Below are 25,658 nucleotides of genomic sequence, written 5' to 3' on the forward strand. Positions count from 1 at the left end.
TCTGCGCCGGGCACGATGGGACGAATATATATGGTATTCTACGCAGCAGATGAAAACAACCGATTCCCGGATATGTGCGGGTCTTTTTCCCCGCGCGGAAGATGGGTGGAGGTCCGCATCGGGATTTGATAGTGGTAGGGGGATTTACGCCGCACGTGGACAAAATGGAGGTGCGACATGGGAATGAAAAAAAAGATGTTCGGCTGGGCTATCCGCAAGCAGATAGAGGCCCATTCCGATGAAATACAGGCCGAGGTGGAGCGGGTGAAAGGTATCCGCTCCGTCAGCGAGGCCAAGGACTACGGCAAGGAAAAAATTGGTCAGGCCCGCGAGGTTTGGCAGGAACACGGTCCCGGCATCAAGGACGCCGCACAGCGGGAATGGGACCGCATGAAAAAGCGCCTGAAGGACGCTGATAAATAAGGACGACACGCGATGTTTGGAATTGAGGATTTCTTTGTGTTTTTGGCGGCGGGGCTGCTCCTGAACATTACCCCCGGGCCGGACATGTTTTACGTCGCCACGCGCAGCGCCGGGCAGGGCCGCCGTGCGGGCGTTGCTTCCGCCCTTGCCATCACTGTGGGCTGTGTGTGCCATACGGTGGCAGGCGCGCTTGGGCTGTCCGTGGTGCTGGCGCACTCCGCACTGGCGTTCAACATTGTGCGCTGGGTCGGTGCGGCCTACCTCATCTGGATGGGCATCAAACTCTTTATGACCCCGCCGCAGGACGGCGGTGAGGTTGCGCCCACGGTGGACGGCGAGCAGTCCTTCTTCCACATCTTTCGGCAGGGGCTGGTTGTGGCGCTGTTTAACCCCAAGGTGGCGCTGTTTTTCCTGTCCTTTTTGCCGCAGTTTGCGGACCCGGCATCGGCGGACTTTACCCGTCAGGTCATTATCCTTGGGCTGACCTTCACCACCACGGGCTGCGCGGTGATGATGGCCGTTGCGCTGTGCTTTGGCTGTGTGAGTTCGTGGGCGTCCGGGCGGCCCGGTCTGCGCCGGATGCAGACGCGCGCCACCGGCGGCGTGTTTGTAACGCTTGGCCTGTGCCTTGGCCTGTCCGAACGCTGAATCCAGCAGGAGAATGACGCATGGGCAAGGGAATAGAGGAACTGGCCGGTAGCCTGATGCACGAGACCCTCGTGGAGGCGGCGACAACATTCTTTGGCGCGCGCAAGAGCCTTGAGGACGAAATAGAGGCCTATACCGCCTCTCTCGACGCGCTGGAGAAGTTGGAAAAGCGAATGCTGGCGCGGGTTGGGGCGGTGCATTATCTGCTCATCGACCGCGCCGGGCTGGGCGCGTTTTTTGACGCTTTGGACGTGCGCGCGCCGCACCTTGAGGATATGTCCGACCCGGAGCACCGCGAGACCGCAGGCCTTGCCCCGGGCCTTGCCCTGACGCGGGCGGGGCGCTACGCAGGACTGCTGGCCAAGGCCTACCACGAGATGCAGATGGAGGTGGACATCTACCTGCATGGTCAGTACTACGACGCTCCCGACGGTTCCGGCCGCAAACTCATCACGCCAAACTACACGCAGGTGCACGGCTGGTGTGAGCGCATTAATACGCGCATTGAGGCTGTGAACCGCGACCATTCGCCATCCGGCACCCTGTGTTTCGTCAAGGGGCTGGACCCGGCGGCGCTGGAGCGCCAGCGCCTTGCGGGGGGCACGTTTTCCAACTACTGCTCCGAGATTGACGAGGAGCTGAAATTTCAGCCCGTGCAGTGCCTTGGCATGCACGCGGTGCACCCGCCGGACCTGCCGCCCCTTGCGGAGGTGAAAAAGCCGCTGAAGGCCTTTGCCAAGGCGTATTTTAAGCAGCACGCCGAGGAGCTGACCGCGCGCATGGCGGCGCTGTAGCGCTGTGGACGTGGCGGCGCCGGCGGCCAAGGTGCTTGCGCGTCGTGGTGCAAACAGCTAGGACTGTCAGGTCGTTATCATCACGAACCGCGCCGGGAGGTCGGCCATGTGGGCATCACTTTCCAGAGGGATGCAGATTATTATCATAACCGGGCTGTTTTCCGTCGTGGCCTTTGGCATTGGGGCGCTCATCGTGTGGCGCCACAACCGCGCAAAGGGTGACGGGGACGACGCGGACCGCTAGGCGCGGGACCGTCCGTCACGTCGCCGTAGGCGCGCTGGCAGCATGTGGCTGCAAAAGGCCAGCCGCCTCGCCGCTGCAGACCGTGGATGTGGCCGCGCCACAGGAATCAATGAAGCACCTTTTCTTTTCCATGAGCGGACTGCGCCGCAATGGCTGGAAGATTGGCTACGTCGCCGTGGGCCTGCTGTACGCTCTGCTGAGTCAGGTGTATGTGCCCTATGCGATACGGTTCGTCCCCCTTGCGGTATGGGGCGCCGGCGTTGTGGTCATTGCTGTTGCCGGGCGCAGGTCCGGGGACGCACTGCGCCGCCACAGGTGGAAGTTTGGCTTCATTGCCGCGGGGCTGCTGTTCATTCCACTCAGCCGCCTTTTCGTGCCGTTTTGGGTGCGGGTTCCTCTTTTGGCGGTGTGGACCATAGGCGTCGTCGGCATAATGTGTACCGGGCTGTATTCCGCCGTCCGCGGCTCTCGGCGTAGGTCGTATGACGCCACAGCCGTCCATGATGTGGCGGAGGACGATGCGGACCGCTAGCGCGGCCCCGTCTGGACACGGCGCAGGGTGCGCCAGAGTATTTCGAGCACAGAGAGCACAAGAGCGAGGGAGCGTAGAGATGCGGATGCTGAAGCTGTTTATTAAGATATTGGGATTCGTCCTGGCCGTGCCGTTCATCACGTACGGCTTTTTGGGCATCATTCGGTTCCTGCAGTTGGAGAACGTGATTGATTCCTATCTGGGCCTTGTTGGATCCTATAAAAACCCGGTCACGGCGTTTATTCTGGTCGTCATTGGCGTCTGCCTTGTCTATGGCCTGAATGCGCTGTCGGACAAGATGCGCTAATGAAGAACTCACTGTTTTCCGATTCCGGATTGCGCCGTAATGGCTGGAAGATTGGGTACTTTGCCGCAGGCATTCTGTTTATTCCCCTCAGCCGCCTTTTCGTGCCGTTTTGGGTGCGTTTTCCCCTTCTTGCGGCGTGGGCCATTGGCCTTGCGGTCATTTTGGCCCGTCAGCTGTCCCGCCCGGACGATTCCTCCGGTTCCTAACCGGGGCTGACACGCAACACAATTCATCGTATTCTACAGGCGGACCACCAGCCCCCACACCGGGGAAAGGGAGGGATGCCATGCCGGATAGGCGCAAGCGAAGCCGCGTGGAAACGCACTTTGCCGGTGTTGTGTTCTGCGAAAGCCGCGATTTTTCCATTGCCACGGAAAATATAAGCCTCAAGGGCGCGCTGTGCGAGGTGGTGGACGACACCGCCGAAGGCCTTGACGGCGAATCGTGCATTATGCGCATCACGCTGTCTGCCGATGCAGTCATTGAGGTGCGCGGGTCCCTTGTGCGCGCCGGGAGGAACAGGGTCGCCATTGACTTTGAGGAAATGGACCCCGATTCCTACGCCCACCTGCGCAATATCGTCCGCCTGCTCGCCGATGACGCGGACCTCATTGATGAGGAGCAAACCGCCCGCGGCTTTGACGGGGATGAGGACGACGACGCCTTTGAACGCCAAAATTAACGCGCCCCCTCGCGGCGCGCTCTGCAACTGTATACAAAAAGGCGCCCTGCCGCATTGTGCGGCAGGGCGCCTTTTTGTGTGTGGCTGTGGGCGGCTGTTACAGCGCGCCAGCGGCCTTCAGGAACGTTTCGTGGCGCTCCTTGTAGGGCGGATGCTTGAAGAAGGCGGAGCCGGAAACCAGCACGTCCGCGCCGGCGGCCACGAGGTCCGGGGTGTTTTCCGGCGTGCAGCCGCCGTCCACCTGAATGAGCATCTCCGGGTTCCAGTCGTTGCGCAGGGCAGACAGTTCGGAGAGCTTGTCCATGGTGAAGGGGATGAACTTCTGGCCGCCAAAGCCCGGGTTCACGCTCATGAGCAGGACCATGTCCAGCTGGGGAATGAGGTATTCCACGTCAAAAAGCGAGGTGGCGGGGTTGAGCGCAACGGCGCACTTCGCGCCAAGGCGGCGGATTTCGCTGACGGTGCGCTCCAGATGGCGGGTGGTTTCGGCATGCACGCAGATGAGGTCCGCGCCGGCGTCCACAAAGTCCGCAAGGTAGCGCTCGGGCTCTTCTATCATCAGGTGCACGTCGAAGAAGAGGTTCGATTTCTTGCGCAGAGCCTTGATGATGGGCTGGCCGAGGGTGATGTTCGGCACAAAGCGGCCGTCCATGACGTCCCAGTGCACCCATTTGAGTCCCGCTTCTTCCAGAGCGGTCAGCTCCTCGGTCATGCGGCCGAAGTCGCAGGACAGAAGGGAGGGGGACAGGATGAATTCACGCTGCATTGTATGGTCCTCCGGCGGGCTTAGGCCCCGTCGGTGTTGTGGTTCATCTTGAAGTCCACCTTGATCTTATACAGCATGTCCGCGGGCAGGTTGAGGATGTCGATACCGGTCTTGCGCGTGATGGCGGCAAGGGTTTCGGCCACAATCTCCGGGGACTCGCCAATAAAGGTGAACCAGACATTAAAGTGATGGTTCCGCAGGTAGTTGTGGGTGACGCCGGTATGGGCGTTCACCTCGGCGACAAAGTCGTCGAATTTGTCCTCGGGCACGCAGGCGGCGCACAGTGTGGAGTGCCAGCCCAGCGCCTTGGACTGAAAGTTGCCACCAATGCGGCGGATGACGCCCTGCTGCTTAAGGGCGCGCACGCGGGCCAGCGTTTCGGCCTCCGTGAGGCCAATGCGCTCGCCCACCACCGCGTAGGGGCGTGATTCCAGCGGAAAGTCGGACTGGATGATGTCGAGAATCTGCTTGTCGAGGGAGTCCATTATGCCTCCTTCTTGGCCTTGCGCGGGGTGTAGGTGCACAGCGGCTCTTCGGCAAGATGGCTGCCGTTCATGGTGTAGGCGCGGGCGCGGCAGCCGGCGCAGACCTTGTGGTACTCGCACACGCCGCATTTGCCTTCAAAACACTTCTGGTTGCGGAACTCGTTGAAGTGCTTGGAGTTGGCCCAGATTTCCGGGAAGGGCGTGTCGCGCACGTTGCCGCAGTCCAGATCAAGGTAGCCGCAGGGCTGCACCTGTCCGGTGTGGGAAATAAAGCAGAAGCCCACACCGCCAAGGCACCCGCGGGACACGGCGTCGAGGCCGAAGTTCTCGAAGGTGACGGGGATGCCCTCTTCCTTGGCGCGCTGGCGCAGAATGCGGTGATAGTGCGGCGCGCAGGTGGCCTTGAGCTGCATGTCCGTGGTTTTGCGGAAGTCGTAGAACCAGTTGAGCACGTCCTCGTACTCGGCGGCGGTGATGATTTCCTCGCCGATTTCGGCGGCGCGTCCGGTGGGGACAAGCAGGAAGATGTGCCACGCCACCGCGCCAAGGTCTTCGCACAGCTGGAAGATGTCGCGGAACATGCCAAGGTTGCCCTTGGTCACGGTGGTGTTGATCTGGAATTCCAGCCCGGCTTTCTTGAGGTATTCAATGCCGCGCATGCTGGCCTCGAATGCCCCGGGCACGCCGCGGAATTCGTCGTGGCTGGCGGCGTCCGGGCCGTCGATGGAGATGGACACGCGCTCAATGCCCGCGGCCTTCATCTCCTTGGCGCTCTCCTCGGTGATGAGGGTGCCGTTGGGGGCCATGACGCAGCGCAGGTCCTTGCTCTTGGCGTAGCGCACCAGCTCCGGCCAGTCCTTGCGCATCATGGGTTCACCGCCGGTGAAGATGATGATGGGGCTGCCGGTTTCGGGGAAGGTGTCGATAAGGGCCTTGGCTTCCTCGGTGGAAAACTCGCCGGGGTAGGGCTCCGTGTGCGCCTCGGCGCGGCAGTGTTTGCACGCCAGATTGCAGGAGCGGGTGATTTCCCATGCGATGAGCCGCAGCGGCGGCGCCGTGCCCTCGGCCTGAGCGTGCCCGTGCGGCGCGCCGCCGGGGTGCCCCTTGCCGGGATGACCGGCAGGCGCTGCGCCCGGATGCTCGAAACTGTCTTGTCTATCGCTCATTCTCGCTCCTCATCAGGCGCAGAACGTCCTCGGTAAAGTAGGTCATAATGATTTCCGCACCGGCGCGCTTGATGCCGATGAGGGATTCCATCATCACCGCGTCGCCGTCCACCCAGCCGTTGAGGGCGGCGGCCTTGATCATGGCGTACTCGCCACTGACCTGATAGGCGGCCACCGGGCAGTCAAAGCTGTCGCGCACGGCGCGGATGACGTCCTGATAGGGCATGGCGGGCTTGACCATGATAATGTCCGCGCCTTCTTCGATGTCGGCCGCGGCTTCGCGCAGGCCCTCGCGGAAGTTGCCGGGGTCCATCTGATAGGTGCGGCGGTCGCCGTGAGAGGGGCAGCTTTCGGCGGCCTCGCGGAACGGACCGTAGAAGGAAGACGCGTATTTGACCGCGTAGGACATGACGGGAAGGTCGGCGTAGCCGGCGTCATCCAGCGCGGTGCGGATGGCCAGCACGCGGCCGTCCATCATGTCAGACGGAGCGACCATGTCGGCCCCGGCCTCGGCGTGGGAGACGGCCGTCTTGGCCAGCAGGTCGAGGGTGGGGTCGTTCTGCACAAGGCCGGTGGTGTCGCACTCGTCCAGCAGGCCGCAGTGGCCGTGGGAGGTGTACTCGCACAGGCACACGTCGGTGGCGATGACAAGGTCGGGGAAGCGCTTTTTCAGGCGGCGCGTGGCGCGCTGCACAATGCCGTCCTCGGCGTATGCGCCGGAGGCGATAGCGTCTTTTTCGGCGGGGATGCCAAAAAGCATGCAGGAGCGCATGCCAAGGGCAACGGCCTCGGCGACCTGCTTTTCCAGTTCGTCAAGGGAGAGCTGGAACTGACCGGGCATGGCCCCGATGGGCTTGCGCAGTGCCGGGTCGTTCGTCTCCACGACGAAGTAGGGCATCATGAGGTCTTCGGGCAGGATGGTCGTTTCGCGGACGAGGGCGCGCATGCTGGCGCTGCGGCGCAGTCGGCGTCCACGGAAAAATGCAGGCAGGTCCATGGTATGAACTCCTTTATGCATAGGCGCCGGGACGCGTACTCAGACGCGCCCCGGCGTGGACGTTATTTGGATGAATGTCGGTTCATTGCCGCTTCGGCTGCTTTGGCCTTGGCGCGGCGTTTGGCGGCCTCGGCCTCGCGCGCGGCGTAGGCCTTGCAGAATTCACATTCCTCGCGCAGCTCCATCACGTTGGTGCAGCGGCGCTGGTGGATTTCCACGGCCTGATCCAGAACGGCGGTTGCCCGGCCGCCCTGAAGCGTGTTGAAGAACAGGCGTCTTACCGCTTGATTTCTTCGTCGGTTAAATAGCACGCCGGGTCGGGAGCCCACACGTCCCCGTAGTATGCTTCGGCCCGGGCCCTGAAATTGCCGCCGCAGATGGCGAGGTATTTGCATTCTGCACACCGTCCTTTCACGTGGCTTTTCTTATCCTTAAGCTGGTGGAGCAGCTCGATATTCGGGTCGTCCCAAATTTCGGAGAAGGGGCGCTCGAGAACGTTGCCAAAGGTGTGGTTGCGCCAGAACTGGTCCGCGTGGACCTGTCCGTCCCAGGAGATGCAACCAATGCCGCGGCCGGAGTTGTTGCCTTCGTTGAAGTTCAAGAGCTCGGCAACTTCTTCGGCGCGTTTGGGATCTTCCTGCAGCAGGCGCAGGTAGACGAGGGGGCCGTCGGCGTGGTTGTCCACGGTGAGAACTTCCTTCTCAAGGCCGTCGTCAAAGCACTTTCTGGTCTCGTCCATGATGAGGTTGACCACGTCGCGGGTTTCCTGATGGTCAAGGTCTTCCTTGATCAGTTCGGAGCCGCGGCCGGAGTAGACGAGGTGGTAGAAGCAGATGCGGGGGACTTCAAGGTCGCGCAGCAGCTGGAACAGCTTTGGCACTTCCTGCTGGTTGCGCTTGTTGATGGTAAAGCGCAGGCCCACTTTGAGGCCCTCGGCCTTACAGTTCTCAATGCCCTGAATGGCGCGCTTGAATGCGCCGGGCACCTTGCGGAACTTGTCGTGGATTTCCTCGCCGCCATCAAGGGAGATGCCCACGTAGGACAGGCCGATCTTTTTGAGCTCTGCGGCCTTTTCCTTGGTGATGAGGGTGCCGTTGGTGGAGATAACGGCGCGCATGCCGTTTTCCGTGGCGTATTTGGCAAGGTCGGGCAGGTCCTGACGGACGAGCGGTTCGCCGCCGGAGAAGAGCATGACAGGCGCGCCGTAGTCGGCAAGATCCTTAATAAGGGTCTTGGCCTGCGTGGTATCAATCTCGTCCTTGCCGTCGGGGTCCACGGCCTGTGCGTAGCAGTGCACGCACTTGAGGTTGCAGCGGCGGGTCATGTTCCAGACCACGACCGGCTTTTTATCTTTGGAGAACTGCAGCAGGTGGGAAGGCAGTTTGCCGGATTCACGCCCGTAGCGCAGGGCGTCCGACGCTTCCACGGCGCCGCAGTACAGTTTCGAAATGCCTATCATGAGCGCCTCCGTATTGATTCGCCGGGAGCATGTGTCGGAGTCGGTCACTCCCCGGCGGATGAGTCTGGACCATCGCCGCGGTGGCGGCGTGGCGAAGGGCAACATAGTCTTTACAGCCCGCGGAGTCAAAGCGAGATACCAGCCGCCATCATTCCATACTATCTAAGTATGAAATAAGCAATGGCAAGGCATGGTGTCACCTGCCGGACAGCCCCGCCATCCGTGGAATATGACGGATGGCGGGAATTTTTTTCTGTGGGGATTGCGGCGGTGGACGGAGGCGCGGCGGGCTACCACCGCGGGGCGCGGGCGAGCAGGGTGCGCGCTTCGGTGTGGGGGAGGGGGCGCGAGAACAGATAGCCTTGACCGTATTCGCACCCGAGCTTGCGCAGGGCGCGCAGTTGCCCTTCATCCTCGATGCCTTCCGCGATGACCTTCTTGCCGAGGCCGTGGGCGAGGGTGATGATGGCTTGGACGATTTTTGCGACTTCCGGCGTGGTCAGCATGGCGGCCACAAAGGATTGGTCCACCTTCAGGAAGTCGAAGGGAAAGCGCGTCAGGTAGGCCAGTGAGGAGTACCCGGTGCCAAAGTCGTCAATGGCGAGGGAGACGCCAAGGTTGCGCAGGTCGCCCAGCACATGCAGGGCGGTGTCCGCATTGCTCATGAGGCCGCTTTCGGTGATCTCCAGCTTCACCTGCGCTGGGGTAAGGCCGCTTCGCTCAATGATGTGCGCCACGGTATCCACAATGCCCGGCGACATCATTTGCGGTACGGCAAGGTTCACGCTGATGTCCGGATGGGCAAGGGCGTCCTCGCTGCGCCACTGGGCCACGCGGGAGCAGGCTTCGGCAAGGATGTGCTCGCCAATGGGCAGGATGAGGCCGTTTTCCTCCGCGAGGGGGATAAACGTCCCCGGTGAAACAAGGCCGCGCTCCGGATTGCGCCAGCGGGCAAGGGCCTCGAAGCCGGAAATGGTCCCGGTGGAGAGGTCCACCAAAGGCTGGAAAAACGGTTCGAATTCCTTGCGCTCTGCCGCGCGTTGCATCTCCGTCTCCAGCAGCAGGCGCTGGGAGGCATGGGCGTGCATGGTGGGGTCGAAGACGGCGCTGTGTCCCTGCCCGCTGGCCTTGGCGCGGTACATGGCGATGTCCGCATTGCGCACCATGTCTTCGGCGGAGAAGGCGTCCAAGACATCCACCGCGATGCCGATGCTGGCGGTGGTGAACAGCTCGTGTGTGTCGATGACAAAGGGCGGGCGCAGGGCTTCGTGCAGGCGGTCCGCCACGGTGTGTGCGTCACCTGCGCTGGCAACAGGGGAGAGCAGCACGCCAAATTCATCCCCGCCAAGGCGGGCCAAGGTCTCGCCCCCGCGCAGCGCGCCGGTGAGGCGGCGGGCAATTTGGCTGATAAGGCGGTCCCCCATGGCGTGGCCGAGGCTGTCGTTGACGTTTTTAAAGCCGTCCATGTCGAGCAGGAGCACGGCGTAGCCGTGACCCGCGCGGGCGGAGGCCGCCTTGATGCGGTCCGTCCGGTCCACGAACAGGGCGCGGTTTGGCAGGCCGGTGAGGGCATCGTGAAAGGCGTCGTGCTGGATTTGTTCCTCGGCGCGTTTTCGTTCGGTGATGTCCATGGCGTAGATGTGCAGTTGCTTGTCGCCGGGGATGGGGTGGTACACCCACGAGTAGGTCCGGCCCATGACGGTATGCTCAATGGCATCGGAGTCCCGTCCCGACGTCAGTGCGGCGGCGGCGATGTGCTCGTGCCCCTGCGGCAGAAAGTCGCGCGGGCTCAGAAGGCCAAGGCGCTGGATATGCGCGGTGGCCGAAGGGTTGGTGTAGGAAATGTTCCCGGTGGCGTCCACGGCCAGTACGGGGTTGGGGTTGAGTTCCGGGAAGGTGGCGAGGCGGCGTATTTCCTGCTCCTGCTCACGGATTTGGGTCAGGTCCGTCACAAGGCTGAATGCGCCGATGGTGGCGCCGTCCAGGTCGAAAATGGGCGCGACATCGTAGCGGAAATGGATGGTGCGTCCGGCCTGTGTGGTCAGGGACATTTCAATGCCCTGAAAGGCCCGCCGCTCGCGCATGGCGCGTCCTGTGAATGTTGTGTGGTCCGTGTCGCCGTAGAAGAATTCCGCAATGCTTTGCCCCACGTATTCCTCTGGCGCGCCGCTGCGGTCGTACATGTCCAGATAGGGCTGGTTGACGTAGGTGAGGCGTTCTTCGGCGTCCGCGACCACGCAGGGCACGGTGAGGCCGTGGAGGATGCCGTTCAGATAGCCCATGCGCTGCTTCATCTGCTGGACCATACGCTGGATGGAGGTGGCGAGTTTACCCACCTCTGCGCTGTGGTCCGCTGGCAGGGTGGCGGAGTAGTTTCCGCGCGACACCGCGTGGGAGTAGTGCACCACTTCGGCGAGGGCGACGGACACGGAGCGGTAGGTTCGGATGACCATCCACACGGCAAAGGCCAGCGCGCAGACGCTGAGCGCCAGCCCCATGGTGCGCCACGTGGCGTAGCTGTTGCGCCGCAGGCGGATGAGCGTGTCCAGTTCGTCAAGGGCGGTGTTCATGAGGCGGACCTCGGCGTCCGTGGCGGTACGCAGCAGCGCCGGAACACTGGCGGCGGACGACGGGCTGGTCTTGATGGCGGTCAGCGCCGTGAGCACATCGTCCATGGTGGCGGAAAAGGCCGCAAGCTCGGAGGCAAAGCGGTCTTGAAGCGTGGGGCTTGCGCCGTAGAAGGCGTCGTCCTCCATGATGGCGGCGGCCGCGGACTGCGTCAGGTCCACAAGGTCCCTCTCCTTGATAAGGGCGAGGGTTTGCAGCCACTGCTCGGACAGGGCGGCGCTTTTGGGCGCGTGCACCACCGCGGTGGTGAGCATGCCAAGCTGATGCGTATGGACGATGATATTGGGCAGAATGCGCGACACCAGCCGTGCAAGGTGGGCGCTGTCGTGCACGGGGTCCACGGTGATGAGCGAGCTGTCCGCCGTGTTGCGGATAAGGGTTTGCAGGGCGGTCATAAGCGGCGGCGGAGTGCCCGGCGTGGGTGGAAGCGCCGGAGCCGGTGCATTCCACAGCTGGTGGAGGCCGTGGGGATGGGGCCGCATGCGGATGCGGCGGGTTATGCCGACGATGGAGTCGTTGACAAAGCGGTCAAAGTCTTCGTCCATGCGCATGAGGTCGGCGATGGTCGCCTCAATGCGGCGCGCGGCTTCGGCCATGTCGCCCTCTGGCGGCACATCCTGCACGGTGCGCGCCCCGGCGCGGTGCAGGGCGGAAATGTCGCGGAAGAGGGGGGTGGCCGTGCGGATGTAGCGCGTGCCCACCAACTCGGTGTCCGCGATGCCGATATCGTAGCGGAAGCTGACCTCCATGAACCATGTCAAAATGGCGAGAGGCAGAACAAAGGCCAGAGAGCTGAGCAGCATTCTGGTGGAGAGGTTCAGAGGGCGAAAACGGGCCTCCACGGCGGTGTGCTCCTGCGTTGTGACGTGAAGCGAATAGGACCGCGTCGCCCCCGCGTGCCCCGTGGAAGAAAATGCAGGGGCGAGCTGGGCGCGGCGGTGGATAACACCTTTGGCAGTGTACCCGAGGGGGAAGAAAAAAGCGACAGCTCTGGCGCGAAGAGGACGCGCGTCACGGCGTTGTCACGGAGCGCGGGCGCAAAAAAGCCCGGCAGGGCCGGGCTGAAAAGACTGTGCAGAGGGTGGCTAGGACGGCAGAACAGCGTCCGGCCCAAGGCGTTCCATAAGCGCGCCAAGGCGTTCGCGGGGGTGGCGCCGGGTCAGGTAGTTGTCCAGAACCTGCGCGGCAAGGGCGGGAATGTCGCTGGCGGCGACGGCGCTGTAGCACTCTGTAGCAAGGCGGGGGTGTCGGCCCAGCTTGCCGCCAAGCTGAACGCGGAAGCCGTGGGGACCGGGCGTGAGCGTGCGCGTGGGGCAGGAGGCCATACACGCGCCGCAGCGCACGCAGGCGTCCGAATCAACAGCGGTAACGCAGCCCATGTCATTGGCGACAAGGGCCTTTTCGCGGCACAGGTCAAAGCAGGTGCCGCATCCGGCGCACGGGGCGTCGCTGACCAGCGGGGAGACCGCGCCAATGCAGCCAATGTCCGCAATCTGCGGGCGCGAACAGCCGTTGGGACAGTACGAGATGGAAATGGTGACCGTGTGGTGCATGGGGACCACGCCGCCGAGGGCGCTTTGCAGACGCTCGCCAAAACCGGAGGCGGTAACGGCCTCAAGGATTTGCTCGGGCAGGGTAGGGGCGTCCAGCACGGCGTTGGGGCAGCCGTTGGCGCCGAAGCACGGCGTAATGCGCAGACCGGGGCCTTTGAGAATCTGTGGAGTGGGGCGCTGTGTTGTCATGTGTCCTGTGTGCATGATGGAGCGGCCGCCGTCTTTGACCTTGGTCAAAAAGGGCGGCCGCTTTTGGTGGCAGGGGCTAGAGCGCGGAGTCGGCGCCGGGGTCCTGAACGGGCTGGTTCCAGTCCGCGACGGGTGCGCCAATGTCCGTGGCAATGGTGCTCATGATGGCCTGAATCGGCTCCATGGGCATGCGCGACTGCTGGGTGAAGAAGATAAAGTCCTTGGTGCGTCCGGGGCTCATCTGACCGGCTTGCGCCATGGACCAGATAAGCGAGCCGGTGGAGGCGTCGTAGATTTCCACACGGACGGCGAGGTTGGTTTCGCCCTGCGTGCCGCCAAACATCACATGGGTGATATCCCCGGCCACGATGAGGTCGGCGTGCGCGGCGCGGGCAATGGGCATGGCGTTGGCGGCGGTGGTCCACTTGGCGTCCGGTGCAAATGTCAGGACGGGGAATACCTCGTTTTGCTGCCACTTCTGGAGCAGGGTGCGGGTGAGTTCGCGGCTGAGGTAGCGGTGGTCGTCCACGCGCTGGTGGATGCGCAGCGGCAGGACCACGGCGGTGAGCTTCTGCATGGGGTGGTTTTGCGGATGCACCATGGTCTGGACATCCGAAACATCCACATACTCGTTGATGTAGACGGTTCCCGGGCCGGAGAGGTCAAAGTCTGCGGCGCATGAGCACAACATGAGGCTGGCCGCGAGGGCGGCGCAAAAGAGAGTGATGGTGCGGACGGTCATGGTTTGGGAAAGCTCCTTGCGTTCTTGCTGTTCTGCCGGAAGGCACGGGGCCTTCCGGCAGAAAATGAAGCAAGATGCATGCCGCAGGCGAGCGGTTATTGGATGGTCGTGGTGGGGGACGGCGCGGAGTTCAGCGACTCCAAAAGCTGATCGCGCGAGGAGAGCAGGCTTTCGCGCAGTTCCAGCCGCTTTTGCGGGGATAGGCGCTTAAACTCCGGCTTGGAGGCAAGGTCCTCAAGCTGGGCCATTTCCTCGCGGATGCGGCGCAGGCGGGTTTGGAACCTCGGCTCGCTATGCCAGAGTTTTGACGCGGCGTCGGCCAACTCCAAAAGCTCCGCGGACAGCTCCAGAAAGCTCTTGGGGTCGATTTCCTTGGCCCTGCGTCTGGCCTGAATGGTCTCGCGAATGCGCTGTTTGAACTTTTTGATCATGGCCGCTCCTCGCCGGAATTAGAACACGGGCTGCTGTCCCGGACCTGCGGCCAGAAGCACCGCCGTCACAAATGCCGTAAACAGGATAAATGGAATCCCAAGGGCAATGGTGACGCGGGTGTAGCTGGTTTCGTGCGCATGCTTGAGGCCGATAATGATAAGCCCAAGGTACCAAAACGACCCTGCAAGCGGCCCAATAAGCGGCACGGCGGCCAGCAGTGTGGGCGCGGAGGCGTACGAGCAAACCCGGAACGTCGTGGTAAACCCGTTCTTGGCCGCCTTGAAGGGCATCAGGGCCAAGTGGGTAATACCCGATGTCACCATAATGCCGACGGCGAGAAGAATAGGCAAGACCATCACGAGCGCGGCAAGGGTCGCGGCGGTGGATGCGGACTCAACGTTGCTGCTCTGCGGGAAGATATACGTCGTCAGGTCAAGGCCCATGGTCTGCCACGCCGTCTGGAAGTAGGCCGACAGCATCCCCGTGAGCATATAAAACGCAAAGGGGCGCTTTTTGCCGGTATCAAGGGGCATGGTCGCAAAGAACAGCCGCGGGCTCAGGCAGATGCGCTTGATGGTTTCCGACAGGCCGTTGAAGAAGCCGTGCTCCTCCAGATGCTCAAAGGGCACGTCGATACGCGGGCGTTCGGCGTCGTGGGTGTCGCGCGGGGGCGGCATGTCGCCGGGGCGGCGTTCGTCCTCGGGGGCCATGTCCTCCAGCTTGGACCAGATATCATCCGGTGCGTCTGTGTGACGCTGGGGCTGACCGGGCATGTGCTCATGGCCCTGGGCATGCATGCCTGCGCGGTCCGTGTCCTCGGGCGCTGCGGCGGGGGCGGCGTCATGAGGCGCCGGGGCTTCGGGCTGCGTGGGCGCGGCGCCGGTTTGGCTGGCCTGCGTGTGGGCGGCGGTGTTTTCCGGCTGGTGTGCGGCCGTTTCGGGCGCGGTTTCTTCCACGTCCTCCTCAAGGGTGAACTCAAGGGGGCGGAAGCGGAACTTGGTATGGCACTTGGGACAGGTCGCCATGACGGACTTGGATGGAATCTTGTCGTCGGCAACGTCCCGGGCAAATTGGCATTCGGGGCAAATAATCTTCATGTAACAACCTTTCTTTTTTGTAGAACTTTGTATCCTACCGGGAAGGTGGTCCGGAATCAACCCATGCTGGGCGCCTCCGGCGGGTGCGGTAAACGCAGAAATGCTGTGGGGCTGGCGGTTTGGGCTTCGTCCATGCAGTGGACGGGCATGCATGGGTAATCGCTGTGCAGGCGGTGGGCAATGCCGCCGCCTGCTGCCGCGTCAAAGACGGCCAGTTTTTGCCGCAGGGCGGTGTCGTCCTTGAGCAGTCTGGAAAGGTGCACAAGCGGCGCGCCGCAGGCAATGCCAACTGGCCCGCCAATGCCGTGCAGGCGCTCATGCACAGGGCGGACGTAGGTCAGGCCCGGCGTGCGGCGCACGGCGCGCAGTTGCAGGTCCGGCCAGAGGCCGTAGCCCGTCAAAAAGGCTTCTTCGTCCGGAAACAGCGTGCGCCGGGGAAAGTAGTAGGCGTGGATGTCCGCGTGGTGGGCGGCGCGGACAAGGGCGCGCAAGGCGTCCCACCCCTGCGGGGTAAAGCGCTCGTCTGCGTCGGGCGTGAGCATCCAGTCCGTGGTGCAGGCGGCAAGGGCGGCATTGCGCTGCGCGGCAAAGTCGCCGCCAAGGGGGCGGGCTTGGTGTCGCACCGCCGCAGCGCAAGGGAAGTCCACCGCCGGGGGCGCTGGTGCGTCCCAGACCACGGAGACCTCATCCAGCCACGGGGGAAGCCCCGCAAAGAAGCCCTCAAGGCCGCTGTCGTGCGGGGAAAGAATGGCGGCGACGCCTATGGTCGGCTCCTGCGCCGGGGCGGGAGCTGCTGCGGCGTCGTGCAGGCGCGCGTCGGTCATGGTGCGCAGGAAGGCCGTCAGGGTATCGCGCTCGGCGCAGGGGGCGCTTGTCTCTCGCTTGGAAGGCTGGTTCTTTGGCGCGTGGGGGCGGTATTCGGGATTGACGCGGAAGAGGGCGGTGTCCGGCCCAACGCCGCAGGCGGCAAGGAGCACAAGATGCGCCCATGGCGAGGTGTCCACCAGCAGAGTGCACCGCGGGGAGCGGCGCAGGGCGTCCAAGGTGCCGTCACTCTCGTGCTGCCGCAGCCGTTCCGGCGTCATATCGACGATGACGAGGGATGCGCCGGGCGGGAGCGCGGCGTCGAGGCGGGTGGCGAAATCGCCGGAGCCAAGACCGAGGAGGACGATGGTGCTTTTGCCGGTGGCATCCAGTTGCCGCAGGGCGGAGGCAATGTGCCGCGCGGCGGCGGTGGCATCCAAAGGCGCAGGGGCATGCGCCGCACGCGCCGCGCCAAGGCGGAAGGACAGAACTTCCTGCGTGTGGCGTTTAAATAGACGCCGAACTGGCGGAGTAAGGGGCGTTGGCATCAGTGGTGCGACGGTCCAGCAAATCCTGATACAGGGTTTCGAGGGCGCGGGTGACATGTTGCACACGGAAGTGCCGCACCGCCTTTTCCCTGCCCCCTGCACCCATGGTTCGGGCAAGGTCCGGGTCGGTCAACAGGCGCGCAATGGCAGCGGCGTAATCGTCTTCCGTGTTCACCACATAGCCTGTCACGCCGTCATCCACAAGCTCCAGCTGGGCATTGTCGCGCATGCCTTCGGCGGGGTGGGTCACCACGGGCAGTCCGGCGGCCATGGCCTCGGCAATGGAAAGGCCAAAGCTCTCCCCCGTGGCATTGGCGTGCGCAAGCACACTGCACGAGCCGTAAAACGCGGCAAGGTCGGCTTCCGTGACGGCGGGGTCGCAGTACTGCACGTGCCGGTCAAGGCCGCGCGCGGCAAACCAGTCGCGGACCTCGGGCGTTGCGCCAATGATGCGGTAGGTCGCGTCCGGTACGCGGCGCAGAAGCCGGGGCAGAAAGCGGTAGCCAAGGGGCGACCATTTGCCCGGGTCCGGGCGGGAGACGCGCCCGGCGGCGTGCCCCGTCCAGTCGCGCGGGACGGGGTTGTCCACATAGAAGTCCGTGTCCACGGGATTGTACAGCACCTGATAGCGCGGTGAGGCCGGGATGCCGTTGACGGCCCTGTAGCGCCACAGGCAAAAGTGCGACACGAACAGGTGCCTGTCGATGATGGAGGCCTGCGGGCTGGGGTCGAAGCGCCCAAAGACGTTAGTTTCCACCACATGGGGGATTCCGGCAAGGGCCAGAGTGCGCAAAAAGCGCGGCTCGGGCCAGCCCGCGCGGTGGATATGCGCGATGTCCGGCCCAAGACGGCTGGTCAGGTCCAGCAGGTCGCCGCCGACAAACACCTCAACGCCCGCATCCTGCAACGCCCTGCGCCGCGGACCGTCCTCAAAGCTGTAGACAACGGGGGTAAAGCGCTCCCGGTCAAGGTGCGACACGAAAAGCTGCATCGTCTTTTCCGTGCCGCCAAGGCCAAGATTCTTGACGATATGCAGGACGCGCGCCGGGTGGAACATGGCCTTCTCCGCCCTATTTGATGGTGCCGGAGGGGCCGTAGGTTCCGGGCATATTCTTGCGCCGGAAGGTGCTGGGACGTTTTCCGGTGGACTCGTCCTCGTCCTTGGCGGTCTTGTCCAGCAGGCCGGGGATGATGCCGCCACTGATGGAGGGAGCGGGCTGTGCGGGCTTGACCGGGGCCTGAGGCTGATTGGCCTGAGGCTGCGGGGCGCTCTTGGCCGCTGGCGCGCCCTGCGGCACACCGGCAAAGGACTGCCCGAGCAGGTCCGGGAAGCTGCTGACCTTGGAAGATTTTTCCGGGTGCTCCGAAGGGGCGGACTGTTGCGGCGTTTGCGGCGCGCCAGAAGATTCTGCAGACGAGTCTGCGGATGGTTCGCTGGAAGGCTCGCCGGATGCGGCATTCTGCGGCGCACGCTGGGCGGGCGCGCCTGCCGTGGTCGCCGCCTGCTGGCCGCCGCCACCCTGAATTTCCTCAAACGCGTCCTTGAGGCCCTCGAGGATGCGGATGATTTCGTCAATGATGCTGACGTCCATATTCATATTGGCGCGCAAAAGCCGCGTGCTGCAATAGAAATACAGCTGGTGCAGGTTCTGCGCGACCTCGCCGCCCTTTTCGTTGTTGAGGCTCTGGTCGAGCTCGGCGATGACGTCGAGCGCCTTGGAAATAAGCACGCCCTTCTTGGCGAAGTCCTTTTCCGCGATGCGCTCTTTGGCCTGTCTGAGGTATTTGATCGCACCGCTGTAGAGCATGATAAGAATATCGCCCTGCGAGGTTGTGCTGACCTGTGTCTGGAGATACGCCTTGGCGCCTTTGATCATGGATGGCTCCTGAAACTCCGGTTACTTGGAGGAAAGTTGCTTCAACTGGGATTCCAAAGACTTCTTCTGCTGCTCGTACGTGCCAAGCGTCTCTTCCAGTCTGGCATACTTGAGCCGGAGTGTCTTTTCGAGCTTAATGAGGCGTGTTTCCTCATAGTCGATCTTCTTTTGGATGTTATCGATGATGTCCTGATAGTTGTTCTCAAGGATTTTGAGTGTGCCATCTTGGACGTCTGTCAGGTCCGAGAGAACATCGTAGAACTCACCGGCCTTGCCCTGCTTCACGCGGGCGTTGCCGGAGTGCGTCCCGGCATTGAGGTTGTTGATCGTCAGCGACAGACCGGATTCCGGGTTGCCGGATTTACCGGTAATCTTGTTGCCGTTGATTGTGGCCTCGTTGCCGTTGATGGTGGCGGCGGTGATGGTGCCGCTGCCGTCAACGGTGTATTCCACGGCGTACTCACCCGGTTCGGTGATGCCGGGAATCATGGACTCGAAGGCGAAGTCCGAGGTATCCGTCGCGCCCGTGCCCTGTGAGCTGAACAGCTCGGCCACGGCGTCGGAATCGTTCTCCAGCGCTTCAAGGAAGTCGGCTTCGTCAAAGACCAGCAGGCCCTGCGTGGGGGACCCTTCCGTGGCGTCGGTCAGGATGCCAATCTGCGCAAAGGTGGAGTAGACGTCCTCGTCGTAGTCAAAGCCGATGCCCTTGGTGGCGGTGACGTCCTTAATCTGGGTTGCTACAATCTGCAGGCCGTAGTTGCCCTGCAGGATGGCGCCCTTTTTGGTCTTTTCGTCGTATTTGGTCAGCGCGCGGATGGAGGCGCGGACCTCGTTGACCTTGTCCACAAAGGTGCGGACCTGCTCAATGATGGCGTCCGTATCGTTGGCAACGGTGATTTGCGTGGTGCCCGTGGCCTTGAGGTTCATGGTCACGCCCTCAATGGCCTGCGTCACGGTATTGGTGGCCAGCTCGATGTAGGTCCCGTCATTGGGCCAGCCGTCCACGGTAATCTGCGAGTTTTGCGCAAGTTGGGTGTCGTCGAAGCCCCCTGCCCCGTAGTTGGTGAGGGTGGTTGTGCCATCAATGGTGATGGAGTTGTCCGCGCCAAGGTCCATGCCCTTAATTTGCAGGAAGTAGTCACTGCCGTTGTAGAGGATGCTGGCTCGTACGCCGGGGTTGTTGTTGTCCTTATTGATAAGGTCGCGCAGACCGGCGAGGGTGGTGCCGTTTGGCACGTCAAGGCTGACGGACGTGGAGCCGTAGGTATAGTCGAACAGCAGCGAACCGCCGGAACTGTTGATGGACGTATCTTCCGATGCAACGGCGAATGTGCTGGTCTTTATCTCGTTTTGGGCGAGCTGGTTGACGACAATTTCGTGCGAGCCTTCCATAGCTTCGCTATCCGCAGTGGCGGACAGCACACTGGACGAGGAGACGTCCACGTTCTTTTTAAGAAACTCGTCCAAGGTGTCCATGGAGCGCATTTCATTCTTGAGGCTGAGCATCTGGGAGTTGAGGGCAGTGAAATACTCCTGCTTCTGAACCCAGGACTCCTGCCAGCTTTCAAGACGTTTCTTATGAAAGCCCTCGGCAGTGAGTGTGGCCTCGATGATTGCGTCGAAGTCGGTCCCATTGCCGAGACCGGTGAAGTGGATTGCGCCTGATGTTGTAATTTCCGATGGCATGTGGGGTCCTCTCAGGAAAATTTTGCCGGGTGCCGAAGTATTCACCAGAATTTGTGCAAACGCAATGCCACTCAAACAGAGACCGGGGCGCGCGATGTCCGCACGCCCCGGCCAGTTCAGGGTGTTAAGCCGTTAGCGCGCTAGCCCTAACCGCCCAAGAGCTGCATAGCCAGCCTCGGCAGAGAGTTGGCCTGGGCGAGCATTGCCACTGCGGACTGCGACAGAATCTGCTGCCGCACGAACTCGGTCATTTCAAGGGCCACGTCCACGTCCGAGATGCGGGATTCGGACGCCTGCAGGTTCTCAGCCTGAATCTGCAGGTTGGAGATGGTGTTTTCCAGCCGGTTCTGCAAGGCACCGAGCTTGGCTCGGATGTTGTCCTTGGAGACGATGGCGTCGTTCAGCCCTTCCAGGGCGTTCTGGGCAGCGGACTGGGTGGAAATGGTGTAGCCGCTGTCCGTGACATCTGCCTGGTTGCCGACACCAAGGGCCGAGGCCGTCGCGGTGTCGATCTTGATGTAGTAGTAGTCCTCGGAGCTGTCGTTTGCCGAGCCAAAGTGGACCTTCAACTGACCTGTGGGCGTCAGGCCGGTGCCGTCATGGGTGCCGGACAGGTTGCCGTTCAGCAGGTGGATGCCGTTGAAGTCCGTGGCGTTGGCGATTCGTGTGATTTCCGACGCCATGGCCTGATATTCGGAGTCGATGATCAGGCGCTGGGTGGAGTCGTACGTACCGGTGGCGGCCTGTTCCGCAAGTTCCTTCATACGGACGAGCTTTTCGTCGATGACGCCAAGGGCGCCGTCTGCGGTCTGGATGAGCGAGATAGCGTCGTTGGCGTTACGCACGCCCTGGTTCAGGGCGGCGATGTCGGAGCGCATAAGCTCTCGGACGGCAAGCCCTGCAGCGTCGTCTGCCGCGTTGCCGATGCGGAGGCCGGACGACAGACGCCTTGTGGAAACGCCAAGGGCGCCGAATGACATACTCAGGTTGCGGGCAGCATTCATCGCCATGAGGTTATGATTGATAACCAGAGACATAGTACTTTCCTCCTTGAAAGCGTTTGTCTTCCTCGTGCTTGCGGCGTCCTTGCCCAAGCGATTACGGCCCTAAGGCCAGAGAGAAATCATGTGTTTGTGACCATACCTCCTTGCAGCTCTTGAGTGTGCCGGGCTGTTGCACAATGTATCGTCGTGATTCATGGAAAACTTTAGTATGCAGTGCGGTGGCTACTGCGTCAGGTATTTCGGTGTGTTGCGTAATGGTGCTGTGGCTTGTGCGTGCTCCGCGCTGTGTTGCATTGCGCAAAAAGTGTAAGAAGTGTGAAAGGTTGCGCCATTTGCGGGTGGTTATGGGCAGGACACGAAAAAAAATCCCCTCACTGGTGCGTCCAGTGAGGGGAAAATGCGTTGGGTCTTTGGCCTGTTGGGGCGGCGCGCCGCCAATACCGAGGGCGGAAAGAGGCAGAATAACCTCCGCCATAGGGAGGAAATACCGCTCGCGGCGGGGCGTGTGACCGGATGGCGTGCTAGGCGTCGGCCTCGCTTCCGCTTGGGGCGCGCAGGCTGGAGGTGGCGTCGTCAAGGCGGCGTTCGGCCTCGTCGGGGTCCATGCCCCGGCGCTCGGCGATGCTGCGGAGGTTGTCCTCGGCGTCCGAGGCGCGCAGGTACAGCGGCTCGACGGGCGCGGAGGTATACTCGGCGGCGCAGGCCGCTTCGGCATAGACCTCGGGCAGAGGGTGGTCGAAGCGCGGCGGCAGGATGGCGCCGGCAAGGGGCGACTCGGCAAAGAATGCCGCGTTGCGCCGAAGGCCGCTGCCCAGCAGGGCAAGAGGGCCGTCAAAGGTCGCGCACAGGGCCAGCGTCTCGTCCAGCGACAGAGGCGCGGGCGCGGCAAGGGCCGTGCGCGTGGCGGCGGCAAAGGGCTGTACATACACCTGCCGGGTGCGGGAATGCGTAACGGCGACGATGGTGCCTTCGGCCATGGGGGCCGGTCCGGCGGCCAGCAGGGGCAGGTAGTCCAGCCCAGCCATGGGCACGCCAGCCGCGCGGGCAATGCCAAGGGCGGTGGCGAGGACCATCCGCAGGCCGGTAAAGCTGCCGGGGCCGCGTACACAGGCGATGCCCGTCAGGTCTGCGGTGGTGAGGGAGGCGCTGTCCAGCAGGCCCTTGATGGCCGGGGCCAGAAACTGCATGGCGCGTCCGGGCACGGTCCATTGCTGGGCGGCGCCGACAAGGCCGTTTTGGGCCAGAACAAGATGGAGCCGGTCCTCGGTGCCATCAAGCACGAGGACCGGCGCGTCAAAGGTCGGTGTGGATTGTGGTTTACCCATGATGTGTCTGCTACATCGCCGATGGGGCGAAGAGGCGGTAGATGTCGTTATAGGTGGCAAGGACCATCAGCGAGATGAGCAGGATGATGCCAAGTCGCGTGGTCATAATCTGCCACTTTTCGGGAACGGGTTTGCGGAACACCATCTCGAAGGTGAGGAACAGGATATGCCCGCCGTCCAGAACCGGAATGGGGAACAGGTTCAGCAGGCCAAGGTTCACGCTGATGATGGCCGTCAGGAACAGCACTTCCATCAGTCCGCGCTTGGCCTGTTGGTTCACCATCTGGGCGATCATGATGGGGCCGCCCACGGTGTCCAGTGGCACCACACGTTCGAACAGCTTGCCGATGCCGCGCATGGTCAGCTCAATGACCTGCCATGTCTGATTGGCACCCTCAACGAAGGCGCGGCCGGTCCCGAGGGGAATGGTGACGGTTTCACCGGCGGCGCTGACGCCCACCATGGGCGTGGAGATGGTCTCGCCGAAGATGTTCTTGCGCTCCATCACGCGGGGGACGACGTCCAGTTCCAGCGTGGCGTTGCCGCGCTGGACGGTGAAGTCCAGCGTCTGGCCTTCACTCTTCTGGATGGCATCGGCCATTTCGCTCCAGAAGGTGATGCTTTTGCCGTTGACGGCCAGCACTTCGTCGCCGGGCTGGATGCCTGCCACCTCTGCGGCGCTGTCCGGCTGAATGCCCCCGATGGCGGGCTTCAGCTCGATAAGGCCGGTGGACATGAAAATGCTGGAGTAGATAACCCACGCGAGGATGAAGTTAAAGATGGGGCCCGCGGCCACCACGCACATTCTGTGCAGGGGCGGGCGCTGGGAGAAGTTTTGCTCGGGGGTGAAGCCTTCGGGGAGTTCGTCATCAGGATTCTCGCCCAGTAGCTGTACATAGCCGCCAAGGGGGACGGCGGAGAGCTGATAGCGCGTTTGTCCGCCCATGAAGGAGAACAGCTTGGGCCCGAATCCAAGGGAAAACGTGCGAACACCGATGCCGAGGAAACGGGCGGCGAGGAAGTGCCCAAGTTCGTGGAAGAAAATGAGCGCTCCGAGGACGAGAACGATTGCGATGGGTCCTTGCATGTTGCTTTAGCCTCGGCTTTGGCGCGTGACGCGTTGCCGGTTTGGGTGATGGTTTCCGGATGCCCTTACGGTCAGGCGGACGCCCATTTCCGGACCTCGGCCCGAGTGTTTTGGTCGAGGGCGAGGATGGCTTCCAGGCTTTCGGCGTCGGCTCCCGTGTGGGCGTCCATGGCGCGCTGTATGAGCGCGGGAATATCCAAGAATCCTATCCTGTTTTGCAGGAAAAGGTCCACGGCGATTTCATTGGCCGCGTTGAGGACCACGGGATAGCTTGCGCCTGCGCGCAGAGCGTCGAAAGCATAGCCCAGACAAGGAAATATATTTAACGCAGGGGCCTCGAAGGTCAAGTGCCCAGCCTTCACTAAGTCCAGCGGCTCAAGGGACAGGCCAAGGCGATGCGGCCAGCCAAGGGCGTAGGCAATGGGGATGACCATGTCCGTCGGGCCCATGTGCGCCAGCATGGAGCGGTCCTCGTACTCCACAAGGGAGTGGACCACGCTCTGCGGGTGCACCACCACGTCGATGGCCTCCAGCGGCAGGCCAAACAGGTGGTAGGCCTCGATGACCTCAAGGCCTTTGTTCATGAGCGTTGCGGAGTCGATGCTGATCTTGGCGCCCATGGACCAATTGGGGTGGGCTAGGGCTTGCTCGCGGGTGACGCCCTCCAGTTCCTCACGCGTTTTGCCACGAAAGGGGCCGCCGGATGCCGTGATAATCAGGCGGCGGATGTCATGCTGGTCATGCCCGCACATGCCCTGAAAAAGCGCGTTGTGCTCGGAGTCCACAGGCAGGATGACCGCGCCGGTCTCATGGCAGATTTTACGAAACAGGTGACCGGCCAGCACAAGGGCTTCCTTGTTGGCGAGGGCAATGGTCTTGCCTGCGCGGGCGGCGGCGAGGGTGGGCGGCAGTCCCGCCGCGCCAACCTGCGCCGCGAGGACGATGTCGGCCTCGGGCATGGTGGCAAGGTCCACATAGGCCTGCGGCCCAACGAGAATGGCGGGGGTGTAGCCCTCGGGCAGGCGCTCGCGCAGTTCGCTGGCGGCCTCGTCGTTCAGGACGGCGAGAAAGGGCGGACGCAGGCGGGTGGCCTGCTCGGCCAGCAGGGCCGCGTTGCGGGCGCCGGCAAGGGCCAGCACCTCAAAGCGGCCGGGATGTTCGTCCAGCACCTTGATGGTGCTGACGCCGATGGAGCCGGTGCTCCCCAGCAGAACGAGGCGCCGTGCGCTCTCGGCCGGGGGCGTGAGGGGGGAGATGTACGTCATGTCCTGTGTCTCGAGAGGTGGGACGCCGCGGCCTGCGCGAAATGCGCCATGGCCGCGTTCGCCCTACCGGAAGAAGTGGAAGATGGCATCCAGCCCGGCGTAGGTGGCTACGGCCAGCAGCAGACTGTCGATGCGGTCCAGCACTCCGCCGTGACCGGGGAGAATGGTGCCGGAGTCCTTGACGTTCTGCCTGCGCTTGATGGCGGACTCGATAAAGTCGCCGAACTGGGAGGAAATATTCAGGCCCATGCCCAGCAGTGCCCACATCCACCACGGGCGGCCAGCGCCGGCACCGGCAAGGAAGTATTCATCCACCGCGCCGGCAACAAGGCAGACCAGCACGGAAGCCGCCATGCCGCCGAGGCTGCCGCTCCACGTCTTTTTGGGGCTGATGGCGGGCCAGATTTTGGGGCCGCCAAAGGTGCTGCCCGCGTAGAATGCGCCGGTGTCCGCCGCCATGACGGCCAGCAGTACAACGATGATCTCCACGTGCAAAAAGCCGAAGAAGAACTGGAGCATAAGCGGGATGTAGAGCAGGCCGCTGACGAGAATGGCGGCAAGGCCGTAGGACGTGTTCTCGGAGAGGTCGTCCGTGCTCTTGGAATACTTGATGAGGAACCCAAGGCTGGAGACCCAGAAGGCGGCGATGAGCACGCCAAGGATGAGCCACGGGTTGCCGGTTTTTCCGGCCCAGAGGATGAAGATGCCAAGGGCGGACCCTGCGGCGCGGAGCCAAGTGTGGCGGCCGTCCTTCCAGAACATGCCGTAGAATTCCCACAGGCCGACAGCGGCGATGGCCGCGAGGGCGGAGAACTCGAACCAGCCGCGCAGCGCGATGGCGCCAAGCAAGAGGGGCAGGAGGACCAGGGCCGTACGGATGCGTTTTTTGTGAGAGCTGTTCATGGTGCGTGGCGGCTC

General features: G+C 62.8%; 28 protein-coding genes. 8 read left to right on the plus strand and 20 right to left on the minus strand.

The features are described from left to right. Window positions 1-177: 177 nt before the first annotated feature. The 8 genes from ACYQ2T_RS03870 (at window position 178) to ACYQ2T_RS03905 (ending at window position 3,630) form a co-directional block, all read left to right on the plus strand. Entirely contained in the window at window positions 178-423 is a 246-nt protein-coding gene (locus ACYQ2T_RS03870) for a hypothetical protein (protein WP_459898589.1), read from the plus strand. Window positions 424-435: 12 nt separating this feature from the next. Then, window positions 436-1,071 carry a LysE family translocator gene (locus ACYQ2T_RS03875; protein WP_459898591.1) on the plus strand — a complete coding sequence of 212 codons (636 nt, stop codon included), beginning with the start codon at window positions 436-438 and terminating at the stop codon, window positions 1,069-1,071. Window positions 1,072-1,091: 20 nt separating this feature from the next. Continuing rightward, window positions 1,092-1,865 carry a hypothetical protein gene (locus ACYQ2T_RS03880; protein WP_459898593.1) on the plus strand — a complete coding sequence of 258 codons (774 nt, stop codon included), beginning with the start codon at window positions 1,092-1,094 and terminating at the stop codon, window positions 1,863-1,865. Window positions 1,866-1,971: 106 nt separating this feature from the next. After that, window positions 1,972-2,109, plus strand: a complete 138-nt coding sequence (locus tag ACYQ2T_RS03885) for a hypothetical protein (protein WP_459898595.1) — start codon at window positions 1,972-1,974, stop codon at window positions 2,107-2,109. A gap of 109 nt (window positions 2,110-2,218) precedes the next feature. Next, a complete protein-coding gene (locus ACYQ2T_RS03890) occupies window positions 2,219-2,641 on the plus strand; it encodes a hypothetical protein (protein WP_459898597.1) in 423 nt (140 codons plus the stop codon). Window positions 2,642-2,726: 85 nt separating this feature from the next. After that, a complete protein-coding gene (locus tag ACYQ2T_RS03895; protein WP_459898599.1) occupies window positions 2,727-2,948 on the plus strand; it encodes a hypothetical protein in 222 nt (73 codons plus the stop codon). Continuing rightward, window positions 2,948-3,154, plus strand: a complete 207-nt coding sequence (locus tag ACYQ2T_RS03900; protein WP_459898600.1) for a hypothetical protein — start codon at window positions 2,948-2,950, stop codon at window positions 3,152-3,154. Before ACYQ2T_RS03895 ends, ACYQ2T_RS03900 begins: the two co-directional genes overlap by 1 nt. Window positions 3,155-3,234: 80 nt before the next feature. Further along, entirely contained in the window at window positions 3,235-3,630 is a 396-nt protein-coding gene (locus ACYQ2T_RS03905; RefSeq protein WP_459898602.1) for a PilZ domain-containing protein, read from the plus strand. A 97-nt stretch (window positions 3,631-3,727) separates the two neighbouring features. On the opposite strand, the gene rpe is transcribed toward ACYQ2T_RS03905, so the two are convergent. The 20 genes from rpe to ACYQ2T_RS04005 form a co-directional block, all read right to left on the minus strand. After that, entirely contained in the window at window positions 3,728-4,396 is a 669-nt protein-coding gene (gene rpe, locus ACYQ2T_RS03910; protein ID WP_459898604.1) for a ribulose-phosphate 3-epimerase, read from the minus strand. Window positions 4,397-4,416: 20 nt separating this feature from the next. Next, on the minus strand, window positions 4,417-4,881 hold the full coding sequence (gene ahbA, locus ACYQ2T_RS03915) for a siroheme decarboxylase subunit alpha (RefSeq protein WP_404844173.1): 465 nt from the start codon (window positions 4,879-4,881) through the stop codon (window positions 4,417-4,419). Beyond that, on the minus strand, window positions 4,881-6,047 hold the full coding sequence (gene ahbD / locus ACYQ2T_RS03920; protein ID WP_459898607.1) for a heme b synthase: 1,167 nt from the start codon (window positions 6,045-6,047) through the stop codon (window positions 4,881-4,883). Before ahbD ends, ahbA begins: the two co-directional genes overlap by 1 nt. After that, a complete protein-coding gene (gene hemB / locus ACYQ2T_RS03925; protein ID WP_459898609.1) occupies window positions 6,037-7,044 on the minus strand; it encodes a porphobilinogen synthase in 1,008 nt (335 codons plus the stop codon). Before hemB ends, ahbD begins: the two co-directional genes overlap by 11 nt. Before the next feature lie 62 nt (window positions 7,045-7,106). Continuing rightward, a complete protein-coding gene (locus ACYQ2T_RS03930; protein ID WP_459898611.1) occupies window positions 7,107-7,262 on the minus strand; it encodes a hypothetical protein in 156 nt (51 codons plus the stop codon). 59 nt (window positions 7,263-7,321) lie between these two features. Next, window positions 7,322-8,503: a 12,18-didecarboxysiroheme deacetylase gene (ahbC, locus tag ACYQ2T_RS03935; protein ID WP_404844177.1), complete on the minus strand. Its 1,182-nt coding sequence runs from the start codon at window positions 8,501-8,503 to the stop codon at window positions 7,322-7,324. A 290-nt stretch (window positions 8,504-8,793) separates the two neighbouring features. After that, entirely contained in the window at window positions 8,794-11,973 is a 3,180-nt protein-coding gene (locus ACYQ2T_RS03940; RefSeq protein ID WP_459898613.1) for an EAL domain-containing protein, read from the minus strand. Window positions 11,974-12,216: 243 nt separating this feature from the next. Next, window positions 12,217-12,873: a 4Fe-4S binding protein gene (locus ACYQ2T_RS03945; RefSeq protein ID WP_459898615.1), complete on the minus strand. Its 657-nt coding sequence runs from the start codon at window positions 12,871-12,873 to the stop codon at window positions 12,217-12,219. Between the two features lie 76 nt (window positions 12,874-12,949). Continuing rightward, window positions 12,950-13,615 carry a Kelch repeat-containing protein gene (locus tag ACYQ2T_RS03950; protein WP_459898617.1) on the minus strand — a complete coding sequence of 222 codons (666 nt, stop codon included), beginning with the start codon at window positions 13,613-13,615 and terminating at the stop codon, window positions 12,950-12,952. 95 nt (window positions 13,616-13,710) lie between these two features. After that, window positions 13,711-14,046 carry a hypothetical protein gene (locus tag ACYQ2T_RS03955; RefSeq protein WP_404844181.1) on the minus strand — a complete coding sequence of 112 codons (336 nt, stop codon included), beginning with the start codon at window positions 14,044-14,046 and terminating at the stop codon, window positions 13,711-13,713. A gap of 18 nt (window positions 14,047-14,064) precedes the next feature. Continuing rightward, window positions 14,065-15,144: a YIP1 family protein gene (locus tag ACYQ2T_RS03960; RefSeq protein WP_459898619.1), complete on the minus strand. Its 1,080-nt coding sequence runs from the start codon at window positions 15,142-15,144 to the stop codon at window positions 14,065-14,067. Between the two features lie 56 nt (window positions 15,145-15,200). Beyond that, the gene (locus ACYQ2T_RS03965) at window positions 15,201-16,496 is read right to left on the minus strand and encodes a glycosyltransferase family protein (RefSeq protein ID WP_459898621.1); all 1,296 of its coding nucleotides are present in this window, start codon (window positions 16,494-16,496) and stop codon (window positions 15,201-15,203) included. Beyond that, window positions 16,456-17,553 carry a glycosyltransferase family 4 protein gene (locus ACYQ2T_RS03970; protein ID WP_459898623.1) on the minus strand — a complete coding sequence of 366 codons (1,098 nt, stop codon included), beginning with the start codon at window positions 17,551-17,553 and terminating at the stop codon, window positions 16,456-16,458. The genes ACYQ2T_RS03965 and ACYQ2T_RS03970 overlap by 41 nt, the downstream gene beginning before the upstream one ends. 13 nt (window positions 17,554-17,566) lie before the next feature. After that, window positions 17,567-18,373, minus strand: a complete 807-nt coding sequence (gene fliS, locus ACYQ2T_RS03975; protein ID WP_459898625.1) for a flagellar export chaperone FliS — start codon at window positions 18,371-18,373, stop codon at window positions 17,567-17,569. A 21-nt stretch (window positions 18,374-18,394) separates the two neighbouring features. Beyond that, complete coding sequence (gene fliD, locus ACYQ2T_RS03980) at window positions 18,395-20,059, minus strand: flagellar filament capping protein FliD (protein ID WP_459898626.1); 1,665 nt, start codon at window positions 20,057-20,059, stop codon at window positions 18,395-18,397. A 146-nt stretch (window positions 20,060-20,205) separates the two neighbouring features. After that, window positions 20,206-21,096, minus strand: a complete 891-nt coding sequence (locus ACYQ2T_RS03985; RefSeq protein ID WP_459898628.1) for a flagellin N-terminal helical domain-containing protein — start codon at window positions 21,094-21,096, stop codon at window positions 20,206-20,208. A gap of 488 nt (window positions 21,097-21,584) precedes the next feature. Further along, the gene (tsaB, locus tag ACYQ2T_RS03990; protein WP_459898630.1) at window positions 21,585-22,388 is read right to left on the minus strand and encodes a tRNA (adenosine(37)-N6)-threonylcarbamoyltransferase complex dimerization subunit type 1 TsaB; all 804 of its coding nucleotides are present in this window, start codon (window positions 22,386-22,388) and stop codon (window positions 21,585-21,587) included. 10 nt (window positions 22,389-22,398) lie between these two features. Next, window positions 22,399-23,475 (minus strand): RIP metalloprotease RseP, encoded by a 1,077-nt coding sequence (gene rseP, locus ACYQ2T_RS03995; protein WP_404844189.1) that lies wholly within the window; start codon window positions 23,473-23,475, stop codon window positions 22,399-22,401. A 71-nt stretch (window positions 23,476-23,546) separates the two neighbouring features. Further along, on the minus strand, window positions 23,547-24,740 hold the full coding sequence (gene dxr, locus ACYQ2T_RS04000) for a 1-deoxy-D-xylulose-5-phosphate reductoisomerase (protein WP_459898632.1): 1,194 nt from the start codon (window positions 24,738-24,740) through the stop codon (window positions 23,547-23,549). Between the two features lie 63 nt (window positions 24,741-24,803). Then, the gene (locus ACYQ2T_RS04005; protein WP_459898633.1) at window positions 24,804-25,643 is read right to left on the minus strand and encodes a phosphatidate cytidylyltransferase; all 840 of its coding nucleotides are present in this window, start codon (window positions 25,641-25,643) and stop codon (window positions 24,804-24,806) included. Window positions 25,644-25,658 lie beyond the last annotated feature (15 nt).

This window comes from Desulfobaculum senezii (assembly GCF_054657395.1).